The 10798-nt window shown below is 64.0% G+C and carries 11 protein-coding genes; 6 read left to right on the top strand and 5 right to left on the bottom strand.

Annotation, left to right across the window (positions count from 1 at the left end):
• Nucleotides 1-260 precede the first annotated feature (260 nt).
• The 3 genes from IEY07_RS23940 to IEY07_RS23930 all read left to right on the top strand — a co-directional run bounded on the left by IEY07_RS23940 (nt 261) and on the right by IEY07_RS23930 (nt 2268).
• Nucleotides 261-956, top strand: a complete 696-nt coding sequence (locus IEY07_RS23940) for a class I SAM-dependent methyltransferase (protein ID WP_188898708.1) — start codon at nt 261-263, stop codon at nt 954-956.
• Between the two features lie 117 nt (nt 957-1073).
• The gene (locus tag IEY07_RS23935) at nt 1074-1625 is read left to right on the top strand and encodes an AAA family ATPase (RefSeq protein WP_188898706.1); all 552 of its coding nucleotides are present in this window, start codon (nt 1074-1076) and stop codon (nt 1623-1625) included.
• 109 nt (nt 1626-1734) lie between these two features.
• Entirely contained in the window at nt 1735-2268 is a 534-nt protein-coding gene (locus tag IEY07_RS23930) for an NUDIX hydrolase (RefSeq protein ID WP_188898704.1), read from the top strand.
• A gap of 341 nt (nt 2269-2609) precedes the next feature.
• On the opposite strand, the gene IEY07_RS23925 is transcribed toward IEY07_RS23930, so the two are convergent.
• Entirely contained in the window at nt 2610-3476 is an 867-nt protein-coding gene (locus IEY07_RS23925; RefSeq protein ID WP_188898702.1) for a phosphotransferase family protein, read from the bottom strand.
• A 304-nt stretch (nt 3477-3780) separates the two neighbouring features.
• On the opposite strand from IEY07_RS23925, the gene IEY07_RS23920 reads away from it, so the two are divergent.
• The gene (locus IEY07_RS23920; protein ID WP_188898700.1) at nt 3781-4479 is read left to right on the top strand and encodes a ribonuclease FAU-1 family protein; all 699 of its coding nucleotides are present in this window, start codon (nt 3781-3783) and stop codon (nt 4477-4479) included.
• 75 nt (nt 4480-4554) lie between these two features.
• Here the strand turns inward: IEY07_RS23920 and IEY07_RS23915 are convergent, their stop codons facing one another.
• Nucleotides 4555-5091 carry an NUDIX domain-containing protein gene (locus tag IEY07_RS23915; protein ID WP_188898698.1) on the bottom strand — a complete coding sequence of 179 codons (537 nt, stop codon included), beginning with the start codon at nt 5089-5091 and terminating at the stop codon, nt 4555-4557.
• Nucleotides 5092-5748: 657 nt separating this feature from the next.
• Between IEY07_RS23915 and IEY07_RS23905 the strand changes: the two genes are divergently transcribed.
• Nucleotides 5749-6690: an AAC(3) family N-acetyltransferase gene (locus IEY07_RS23905; protein ID WP_188898696.1), complete on the top strand. Its 942-nt coding sequence runs from the start codon at nt 5749-5751 to the stop codon at nt 6688-6690.
• Between the two features lie 125 nt (nt 6691-6815).
• Nucleotides 6816-7646 carry a nucleotidyltransferase domain-containing protein gene (locus tag IEY07_RS23900; protein WP_188898694.1) on the top strand — a complete coding sequence of 277 codons (831 nt, stop codon included), beginning with the start codon at nt 6816-6818 and terminating at the stop codon, nt 7644-7646.
• 113 nt (nt 7647-7759) lie between these two features.
• Here IEY07_RS23900 and IEY07_RS24940 read toward each other — a convergent pair whose 3' ends face one another.
• From IEY07_RS24940 to IEY07_RS23885, 3 genes are all read right to left on the bottom strand, one after another.
• Entirely contained in the window at nt 7760-8605 is an 846-nt protein-coding gene (locus IEY07_RS24940; RefSeq protein WP_188898692.1) for a nucleotidyltransferase domain-containing protein, read from the bottom strand.
• A 194-nt stretch (nt 8606-8799) separates the two neighbouring features.
• Nucleotides 8800-9159, bottom strand: a complete 360-nt coding sequence (locus IEY07_RS23890; RefSeq protein WP_188898689.1) for a VOC family protein — start codon at nt 9157-9159, stop codon at nt 8800-8802.
• A gap of 712 nt (nt 9160-9871) precedes the next feature.
• Nucleotides 9872-10798 (bottom strand): phosphotransferase (locus IEY07_RS23885; protein WP_188898687.1); only part of this gene is annotated, 927 nt, incomplete at its 5' end.

Raw genomic sequence — 10798 nt, 5'->3', positions numbered from 1 at the left:
ACGTCGTAGCCTGCCTCCGCTTCGGCAGCCCAGGCAGCGATCTGCTCTTCGGTGACGGGTTTCCCGTTGATAGTCTCGCCAGCATCCATGCAATTAATGTATGACGAAAATCGAGAAGTATCCAGACCGAGGCGGGCATCGCAAGAGGATCCTGGTCCGGGCACCCGACGACAGGCGCGAGGTGCCCGGTGATCACGGCCGCGGGGTCCCGCGACCGGGCAGCTCCGGCGAATCTGCGTCGAGATCCGAGGTACTGCGGTATGTCCTCCAATCTGGCCTATCACGGCCCGACCGGCGACTACTTCGCCGACAACGCTGCGACCGGAACCTGGAACGCCTACATCGACCGGCCCGCGATGCTCGATCTGATCGGCAACGTCGACGGCCAGCAGATTCTGGATGCGGGCTGTGGTGCCGGACATCACGCGGCAAGTCTGGTCGACCGCGGCGCATCCGTACTGGGGTTGGAAGGTAGCGCCGCACTCGTCGAGCACGCCAGAAGCAGACTCGATGATCGGGCCGAAATCCGACACTGCGATCTGGATGAGCCGCTCGACACCCTCGCTGACAGCTCGTTCGACGGCGTCCTCTGTGCCCTGGTGCTGCACCACCTTCGATCCCGCACCAAGTTCCTCAGCGAGGTTTTCCGCGTGCTCCGCCCCGGTGGCTGGTTCGCCATCTCCACCACGCACCCCACCAGCGACTGGCAATGCTTCAACGACTCCTACTTCTCCCAGGAATGGGTCGACTTGGCTCTGCGGGACGGAACGCACACGATCCACTACCAACGGATGACGCTGGAGGCCATCCTGAGCGAGGTGCTCTCGGCCGGGTTCGTACTGGAACGACTCGTCGAACCACGCCCAGCCGAGACCCTGCGCGAAGTCAACCCAGCCGCATACAACGAGCTCCTCCAGCACCCATCCCTTCTGGCACTTCGCCTCCGTCGCCCATGACAGGCGACTAGAGAGCCCGTTGGGCCAGATCACGTGTCGCTGGCCCCCTCCGCGTCGTCCGACGCGACACGCATCGATGAAGGCCGCCGCCAGCTTTCGGCGGATAAGGTCCCGGACATGGTCGGAAGCCCAGACACCAGACTGGTCGTGCTGCGGGGAAACTCAGCATCTGGAAAATCCACCATCGCCCAAGGCTTGCGTGACCAGCTCGGCCGCGGAATCGCCTGGATCGAACAGGACTACCTCCGCCGAACCGTCCTCCGAGAACACGACCAACCCGGCCTGCCGAACATCGGCCTGATCGACACCACCATCCGCTACACACTCGACGCCGGCTACCACGTCATCGCCGACGGCATCTTCGGAGCGGCACGCTACGGCGACATGCTCCGACAACTCACCGAAGACCACCGAGGCGTCACCCGGCACTACTACTTCGACATCCCCCTCGCCGAGACCCAACGCCGTCACAACACCAAACCGTTCACCGTCCCGGCCGAGAAACTGGCCGACTGGTACCACCAACGCGACCTCCTCGGCCTCAACGACGAGAGCGTCATCACCGTCGACGAGACCCCGGATCAAATCATCCAACGACTCATTCACGAGATCGGCTTCATAGATCCACCAATCCGGGCAAAGCTCGGAGCCGAAGCCCACCTGACCTAAGCCCCGACCTGCGACGAACTACGTCGGGTTCTCAGCCCGGCGATCCTCACCGGACACCAAGATCGGGGCGACCACGCGTCGGCACCCGAAGCGGATCGATGACCGGCCCGTGCAGGACTGCACGCCCATTTCGTCTGCAGGCGCGGATATCGTCACCGCCATGCCCAGGCTTGCGGTGAAACTGCTTCTCCTTGATCAGACCGACAGACTGCTCCTCATCCACGCACGGGACCCCAAGGCCGGAACCTACTGCTGGTATCCGGTCGGTGGCGGCGTCGAGGAGGGCGAGTCCCTACAGGATGCTGCAGCGCGCGAAGCATACGAAGAGACAGGCCTACGCCACCTTCCGCAGGGCCAGCACGTCTGGCGGCGCGACCACGTCTACCGATTCAACGGACGGATCATCCCGGTGCACGAAAAGTGGCTGCTACACCGGATCGAGCACTTCCAGCCAGCCCCGAGTGAACTCACCGACGCCGAATCCCAGACCATCGTCGGCTTCGACTGGTGGAACCTGGCCGACCTCGCAACGACCACCGAGACCGTCTATCCACCACAGCTCGGCAGGCTAACCAGCACCCTCCTTGGAGCCGAACTCCCCAAGGATCCGATCGACATCAGCGAACCGCCTAACGCAACCTAATCGACCCACCCTCACGCGGATCCTGGTCCGGACAACATCGCTGCTTCCATCTCCGCTGATTCTGTCGCCGACGATCGCGCCGCCACGGCGTGTCGCCCCGGGGCAGATCATCCTCGGTCACAAAACCGGCGGCTCCGCAAGAGGTTCCGCCGCGGATGCAGCTGGTGGCCGCCCGGTAGCGACCGGTGCCGGGCAGTCCGTCCGGGCAACCTCATCGGGCACCCGGCTGGGCCTGCGATCGCCCGCTCTCAAGGGATCCCTCACCGGCCGGGAACTAATCGTGTGCAATTGCCCGGTGATCATGCGGCAGCGTCCCTTGACCGGGCAGCATTGATCGCCGACTACGTGTCTGGGAGGTCACGGACGAGGATGCGGATTTGCTGAGCTGACCGCACGATGCAAGCTTGATCGCCCTCCTCCACTCCAAACGCGAGTGAACCGAGCGCAATGATCAGCGTGTGAAGGTCAAGCCGCCTTCGAAAACCATGATCAGCCGGCGCACCGTACCCAGCCAGAAGCGGCGCCAAATCCAACCGCGGCTCACGCGCCCGGAGCACCGCAAGGTCATGGACCGGAGCACCAGGCGTCCAATCGCCGAAGTCGATGATCCCGCTCACCCGCGCCGCATCGTCGATGTCGTCGGTGGTCACGAAGATGTGTTTGAGGCTCAGGTCCCCGTGGCACAGGACCCACTGCTCACACGGGAAATCGACGACATATCCCTCAAGAAGATCCATAATCCGGTCGAACTCCGAAGCCTCGAATCCGCCGGCCAGGATCTTGTCCCGCGCCGCGTACAGGTGGGCCAGCTCGGCAGCCATAGCCGTCGGCCAGTCACACCGGCCATCCACCGGCACCTGGCTGATGCGCGCAATCAGGCTGCCTATCTCGGCGAGAACGTCATTCCGCTGCCGCTCCGAGAGCCGATCGATCACCTCGCCAAGCGGCCGACCCGCAACGGCCCGCTGCACCATTACCGGGAACTCGACGTCATCGATCCGTACGGTGTCGAGCAGCAGGATCTCCGGCCCGGGCGCTCCAGCGGCTCGCGCCTTCTCAATCGCCGCAGCCTCTCCCGCCGCAGCCGTGCTTGAGACGTCGTGATCGAACCGCAGAACCCGCACCACGACGTCCTGCCCGTCAGCACAACGGACTCGGTAGACCTCGTTGGAGTAGCCCTCCAGAATCCGATTCGCCTCAACGAGCATCGACCCTGTCGCCCGGAGCACAACGTCAACCAAGTCCGAATGCGGCGTACTCCGCCGCGACAGCTGCCACTGTGAAAACGACCCCAACGGCGACGACATGCCAGCCATTCCAGCAGCGTTCAGGCTGAACGGCGAAATGAATTCCCTGTGACCGATCCTCACCGTCCCGGCTGAGAATGCCGCATCGTAAGCGGATCCATGACCGGGCGGGCGCAAACTCTTGTGAGGTGCCCGGTGATCACGCGGCGGGGTCCCCTGACCGGGCGGATCGTTGTTTCTATTCGCCCAGCGTTAACGTGCCCGAGTGAGCGCGCTTCCCCTGTACCCGGTCGGGGCCGATGTGGTGGTCGAGGAACGGTGGCAAGGCATCCTCTGGACTGCGGTCCCGCATCGCGTCGTTCAGAGCACTCCAGATCTGCTGGTCGGTTGGGTGCCGGCCGGCACGCTGGCCGTCTATGCCACGAACCGCGGTCTGCCCCAGGCGGAAGGCCTCACTCGCGACCAACGCAAACTCCTGGCCCTGAAGACCCTCACCGCCAAGGCGTGTGAGTTTGCCGAGACGCCCAGCAAGTTGTCGATCTTCCGCCCAGGCCGTTGGAGCCGGATCAACCTAGGTTTCGACCCACACGACGGCGACTTCCTGGGCTGGTACGTCGACTTCCAACTCCCGATCAACCCGACCTCCCACGGATTGGTCACCAAGGATCTCGTCCTGGACTTGTGGATCAACCCGGACGGGACGTGGAACTGGAAAGACCAAGCCGACTACGAGACCGCGATCTCACAGCACCTCGTCGACGCCTCGTCACGTCTCCACCTCGAGCGGGAAGCCGAACGGATCCTCGACGAACTCGGCCGTGGCGATGTGCCTTTCAGCGAAGAGTTCTCCCGCTTCCGGCCGGACCGAACATGGCCCGCGCCGCTCCTGCCGGCCAGTCACGCCTGGGGCGGCGGCGCCTGGTCCCTTCCATCCGGCTGGCGGGCAGAGTCAACCCGGCGATGATCAGCCATGCCCGATAGGACGACAGCCGAACACGCCCAGTTCAGATCGACGATCGCGCTGTGGCAAGCCAGGCTGTCACCCAGCAGGGAGCCGGGCGAGCGGGCCATCGGCGGCTTGGTTCAGATCCCACAGCGAGAACATCGGTCCACTGCCAGGTTCCTGGCGAAGGAATTCCGCGGTCGATAGCGAGCCGGGAAAAACACCGGCGCTCAGCACCAAGTCGATTGCCTCTACCACGGGCACAAATCGTGCCTCGATGATCAAATCGTCAGGATCATCGGGCGTGAACCGGTCCTCGGTGACATCGCCAAGACCGACATTGAACGCCAGAAACAGCAACGGCTGATCACGGCCCGGCGCGTAGTGCTGAGTACCGAACGCCAGCGAGCCGACCGACCTCACCGCCAGCCCGGTCTCCTCTTCGACCTCTCGCTTGACTGCGGCATCCAGCAGCTCACCCGGCTCAAGGCGTCCGCCCGGTAACACCCACTGATCAGGGCCTTCCCCACCGAGGGTGTGTTCATGAACCAGCAAGACCGCATCACCACGGCGGGCCACGCCCCCGACCACCATCGCCGCCCGCGTCCAACCATCCGAAGCGCCATCGCTCATCGCAGCCTCCCTGGACCGCACCATAGATGATCACGCACTCGACTGGTCAACTTCGAGCATTCAACCGGATGAGATCGATCACCGGGCAGGCTTCAGCTCAGATCGGACTCCGCAGCTGACAGTCTCCCCCGGAGTTCGTCCAGCCAACCCACCGTCAGTTCATGCCTTGATTGGCCGTGAACCCAGGCGTCCAACCCGTCGTCGGCCCATCGGGGCACCACGTGAAAGTGCAAGTGGTCAACTGTCTGATCTGAGTTCGGGCCGCTGCGCCGTCGCCGTCCCACCACGCCAGGACGCGCGACCCAGCCTGTTCCTCGTCATCGAACGGGCTCTTCAGCATGCGGGCGCCGTGGTCGGAGCTCCGGACGCGCGCCAGCTCGCTACTCGGAGTGGTCCACGGCCACCTTCAAGTTGCAGATTCCAGGCTGTGAGGAAGCGGCCGATCTGGCTTCGCTTGCTGTCCATTGCCTCGATCATCGCGGACGCGCGGCGTGATCCAAACAGGGTTTGTCCCTGAGAGCCCCGGGCTGTCACGACACCCGCCGGGTGCAGCCGTGTGGCATGCCCTCTGCGGGACCCGAGACCTCGCCTGGTGGAAGGTTGCTGCGTGATCTCCGGGCACGAGACCACGTCGCGGAGGTCCCCGGTGCAGGATCCATGACCGGGCACCAGGACCTTCGACAATCTCGTCCGCCAAACCTCGCGCTGCCGGATATTGGCTCGATCGCTCACTCGCTCCGTGGCAACGTTCTGGTCATGTTGGTACCGAAGGAGCTGCTTACTCGGTCCGGTTATGTCCCGGTCACCCGCTCACACCTGGCCCGGACGCTCACTGATCTTGGCGTCCGCCGTGGCGGCGTGCTCATGGCGCACGTTCAAATGTCGGCTCTCGGTTGGATGGTCGGTGGAATGGACGCCATCGTCTGGGCACTACGCGACGCGGTCGGTCCCGAAGGCACGCTCCTGGGCTTCACCGGCTGGGAAGACAGCCCCTATCACGTCTCATCGTGGCCGACCGAATGGCAGCAGGCTTATGAGGATCAGCCCGCGTTCGACCCGAAGGTCTCCGCGTCCAGGCGCGAGTTCGGTCGCTTTCCTGAACGACTCCGTACCTGGCCAGGAGCCGAACGCAGCAACCACCCCGAGGTCAGCTTCGCAGCGCTCGGGCCTGCGGCGAACGGCTTGCTGACCGACCCCAGTGATGAGAACCCGTGGGGTCCGGAAGGGCCGCTCGGCAGACTTGTCGCCGCCGATGGCCAAGTCTTGATGATCGGCCCGATCAAAACGCTGACGCTCTGCCACCACGCTGAGGCAATTGCCCACGTCGAGGACAAGCGCTACCACGCGTACACGATGCCGATCCTTGTCGACGGCACGACCGTGTGGCAGCAATACCGCACGCTCGACACCTTCTACGGCACGCTGCCCTATTGGGACCGGGACGACCTCAACATCACCGGATGGGTCGCCACCATGACCGACCAAGCGATCGCCGCCGGAACGACAACTCACGGCACAGTCAACGACTGCCCCTTGATGCTGGTCGACGCACCCCGCGCAACCCACGCCGTGAAGTCGTGGATCGAAGCCAACTTCTAGACCTTGCGCAGCACGGCCCGCAAGCGGATCCTCCACCGGACCCGGTTGAGGAATCGGGTCGCGCAGACACTCCGGTTGTGGTGCGATGTCGATCCGTGACGCCGAACGTTGATCACAACACGTCTGTGTCGGGACTTGAAGGTCTCGATAACGGACTGGACGAGCGTGGCCGGATCCGCCGCGAAGGAGACCTCGACCGCGTCGATGCCGCATTCGCACCCCTGGTAACCCAAGCTACGTCGGGCCTCCGGCGCCTCCTCGGCCGACGCCTGCACAGCATCTACCTGTACGGCAGCGTTCCCCGCGGCACCGCCGTCGTCGGCCGGTCAGACCTCGATCTCGAGGTAGTCCTGCACAGCGAGCCGACCGAAACAGAACGGGCCGCGATCGGCCGGCTCGCTGCCGAACTCGACCAGGACACCGACGTGGTCAACGAGGTCGGCATCATCGTCGCGGACCGTCCTCGACTGCTCTCCCCAGCGGAGCGATACGACAACGCATTCCAGATCTCCTGCCTCTGCACCCCGCTGTGGGGACAGGACCTGGCCGAAGAGCTCCCCGACCAGTACCCGACCATCGAACTGGCACGCCACATCACCAGCGGAACCCAGGCCGCATTCACCCGCCTCTCGGCGGCGCTGGCCGATCCGACGACGCCACGGCCAGACTTCGTCCGGCAACGGGTCGGTCGGCGCATCGTCCGGCTGGCTTTCACCTGCGTCCTGTTCCGTTGGCCGGGCTGGACCAGTGACCCGACGACCATGCAACGCGTCGTCACCGCCTTCTACCCCGACCACGCCGACGAACTGGCCACCAGCACCCAGCTCGGCTGGGGCCGGCTGACCGGCCACCCACCCGTCACGCCGGACGATCATGACAAGGCCATCGAATTGCTCACCAGATCGGCGCCCTGGTGGATGAACGAACACCGAAAAGTCACCGCCGAAACCCGATGAAACCGTTTCGCAAGCGGATCCTGCACCGGGCAGGAGCCGTTCACTGTCTCGATGACCTGTCGCTGGTGCCTCGACGGGGTCGGCCGCGACAGTGCGACACGGATCGCGTGCAATCAGCCGGGCAGCTTGATCGCGAGTGTCTTGTCCAGGTGCCGCCGCAGGGCGTCTTCCATCGCGGCGGGCCATTCCAATTCGCAGCGGCGATAGAGGTCACGCGCGAGCGGCACAAAGGCGGCGGCACAGGCGAGATGGGCATCGATCACTGACTCACGCGTGGCCTCGATCGCCGGCAGATCCATCAGAGTCTGACAGCGATCGGCAGGTAACAACCGAGTCAGGTGCATGGCGCCGCCGCGATCTTCGACGGCGACATCTTCGAGCATGAGATCGCCCAACATCGTCAGAGCCATGCCTGCACCCTTGACCGCCACGTAGTACTCGCCTCGACCGACGACGACCGGGAGCAGGCCGAGCACTCGGAAGAACTCCTGAGTCAACGACGCCACCCGTTCGGGATCAGGTTGCTTCGGTGGACCGGGCGGGCTGAGCCGACTGCTGAGACCGCTCGGGTCATACAGCGGTCGAAGAGTTGATGTCGTCCTCCGCGGAATGTCTGTCGGCGTTCCAACCACGAGGTCGAAGCGGAGCCAATCGCTGCTGACCTGGGTGAAGACAGGTCGACCCGGAATCTGCTTGCGAAGAACGGACGGGGCGATCGCGTCGGAGATTCCCGGCCAGTCCTGGCAGAAGCCATCGACATCGGCAGCGTCAGTTACGACGAATAGGTCGACATCGCTGAACTCGTCGCTGTCGCCGCGGCCGTAGCTGCCCGAAAGCCAGATTCCAAGGACTCGATCGTCCTGGCTGAGGACCGCCCGGGCCCGCTCAATAAGGGCTCGTTGGCCCCGATCGGCCGCCGGTTCTGCTGTTGTCGGAATGTTCCGAACTCCATCGGTCATAGCGGGATGCTGCCAGCACTGGGGAAGCAGATCGACACATTGTGACGACATTCACAAACTTCTGACGAAGTCGAATCGGCAAGACCACACTTGAGCCCCCGCTAGCTGTCCGCCACCGGTGATCGCGTTCCCGCTGGAACGCCGAGCTGTGTCGCAAAAGGATAGCTCACCGGGCGACGTGACATCAGCGGTTGTTAGCCGCAGACACAGAACAGGTTTCCGGCCGGGTCGGCGAGAACGACGTGCTGCGCCCCTTCCGGGTAATCCCACTCAACACAGCGGGCGCCAAGAGCGATCAACCGCTCAACCTCAGCGTCCAGCGACTCACCCGCGTTGACCCACAAGTCCAGATGCATCCTGTCCGCGCCGTCAACATGCAGATGAACACCACCACCGTGATCCTCACGAGTGCGAGATGGTGGCTCCCACTCTGGCGGCACCAGGAAGTCTGGGTTGTTCGCCTGGGCGACGTAGCCAAGTGCCCCCTTCCAGAACTCGGACGTCCCTGGCTCTTTTGACACGTTCAGAACGACTGATCCAATGAAAGAACCCATCTCGCGTCTCCTACCTTGTTGGTCGGTCTCACCCGATCATCGCGGTCAGCGGAACGGATCACCAGGGTGCAGACGTCCCGCGCACGGCGCCCCAGCACCTTCGAGGTCACACTCGCGCCACTGATTGCGGGGCACGGCAGCTGCCTACTTCGTCAGCGCTTCGATCGATACGCGTCGAATTCGGCCATCACCGGCCTGGGCGCAACATTGCGGTAGCTCTCTTCCAGCCAGTCGTCCAGGAGACCAGATTCGACCTCGTCCAACGAGATGGTCAGCCAGCCCCACCTGCCAAGGCCGCTCATGGCCGTCGGGACCGCTCGGCAAACACCGACCGCCTCCTCGTGGGAGTCGGAGAGTTTCAACGAGACTGAGGCAGTTTCCGGACGCCGAGCCACACGAACATCGGTCCGACCGCGAAGCCATCGGCTCCCCGACGCTGCGGATAGTCGATCTTCAACACGGACACTCCCCACGGGAAATCCTCGATCGCCCGCGGCAAGCCCAGTGCACGTGCCCGGAGCTGCTCCCATCGAGTCCGGACACCATCCGAGTCTCACACCGGCACGACACGCAGCACAAGAACCACTGCCGCCCATCGGCCATCCCGACAAGGCCCGATAGCCGTTCGGTCGGCGGTCAGCAAGATCACGACTAGGCATCCTCACGGTAGGAGGATCGTTGACCGGGCAACCGGCGTTCCCACCAGAGGCAGTCACGAAATCTCGCGCACCACGGCGAGAACGTCTTCCAGGGTCGAGGTATCGAGTGGACGGGTCAGGGCTGCGACAAGCTCTCCGGATGAATCGCCGGATGCTCGATCGCTGGTCAACTCGGATTGGATAGTCTCGTAGAGGTAGTTCAGGAAGGCGGCCACTGCGTAGCCAAACGCCGTAACGTCTTCGATCACACCTCGGCCGCCATCGGCCCGGTAGGCACGCATGAAGCCCGTGATCAAGTCCGGCCTAACTCCGCCTGGCGTGAACCACTCGATGAGCGTGCGAGCCAGGATGCGATCGACCGAGCAACGGGCGGCATCGTTCCAATCCAGCAATGCGAACCCTGTCGAGGTGACCAGGACGTTCTTCGGTTGCATGTCCGGGTGCAGCACACTCTGACGCGCGTCCGTCGCTGGTGTCACCGACTCTGCCAGTCGAGTCAACTGACCGAGCCGAGCCGACAGCAGCTCGGCCCACGCCTTGTCCGCGCGCCGAGATTGTTCCAGCGCTGTCTGCCATTCGAATATCGCCGGCACCGTTGTTAGCCAGTTCATCAACCATGGGTCAAGTGATTGGGCAGCAGGCGGGTCGGGGGCACACTCGATCGTCGCCGCTGTCCTGCCCAGCCACGCAGCAGCATCAGACACGTCGCGTGTCAGCTGCAGCGGGCGACCATCAATCCACTTGGAAACGCTTGCGTAGACAGCGTCGGAATCGTCGCCGATCCCGACTCGTCCCACAAGCTCACCAGCCGAATCCCGAACTGCCCGAGGGCCGACAACCCCTGACTCACGTGCTGCGTTCGCGAGTTGCGTCGACGCCTCGACCCGGGACGCCAGCTCGCCGACATCCACGAAATCCCGGAACTCCTTGACTGCGTAGCTTCCCGACGTGCTGTCTAGCCGCCAGATCCGGGCCATCAT

Source organism: Microlunatus endophyticus, assembly GCF_014646195.1.
GTDB classification, from domain to species: domain Bacteria; phylum Actinomycetota; class Actinomycetes; order Propionibacteriales; family Propionibacteriaceae; genus Microlunatus; species Microlunatus endophyticus.
The sequence above is the reverse complement of the archived record's forward strand: the minus strand, read 5'-3'. Positions and strand labels throughout refer to the sequence as shown.